Source organism: Vibrio sp. 378 (assembly GCF_033339435.1).
Map to the genome: position 1 here is coordinate 1 of NZ_JAWOUO010000430.1, position 766 is coordinate 766.

Consider the following 766-nt stretch of genomic DNA (forward strand, 5'->3'; position numbering starts at 1 on the left):
TAAACCAACAGGTATCTCTTCCAATGATGCACTGCAAAAAGTAAAGCGAATCTACTTTGCTGAGAAAGCGGGTCACACTGGTGCGTTGGACCCTCTAGCGACGGGTATGTTGCCGATCTGTTTAGGTGAAGCAACCAAGTTTTCGCAGTTCCTACTGGATTCAGACAAACGCTATCGCGTGATCGCGAAACTTGGCGAACGTACTAACACTTCAGACTCTGATGGTGAAGTGGTAGAAACGCGTCCAGTAGATGTGACTCTCGAGAAACTAGAAGCGAGTATCGAGAAGTTCCGTGGCGAATCTGACCAAGTGCCTTCGATGTTTTCTGCTTTGAAATACCAAGGCAAACCTCTGTACGAGTACGCTCGTAAAGGTATCGAAGTTCCACGTGAGTCTCGTAAAATCACCGTTTACGAAATCGTTCTTCACCGTTTTGAAGGTGATGAAGTTGAGATGGAGGTGCACTGTTCAAAAGGCACTTACATTCGTACTATCGTCGATGACTTGGGCGAAATGCTCGGTTGTGGTGCTCACGTAACGATGCTGCGCCGCACAGCTGTAGCCAAGTACCCTTACGAGAAAATGGTGACTCTTGAGCAGCTTAATGAGCTACTTGAGCAAGCTCATCGTGAAGAAATCGCTCCTCGCGAGTTGCTCGATCCACTGCTTATGCCAATGGACACTGCAGTTGAAGACTTACCAGAAGTAAACCTAGTTCCTGAATTAGCGGATATGGTTCAGCATGGCCAACCGGGTCAAGTATTA

Annotated in this window: 1 protein-coding gene; it reads left to right on the forward strand. The window is 47.4% G+C overall.

Annotated elements, in window-relative coordinates:
- Positions 1 to 766: tRNA pseudouridine(55) synthase TruB (truB, locus tag R7Q48_RS26745; protein WP_318133258.1), on the forward strand; the 766-nt coding region annotated here is incomplete at both ends.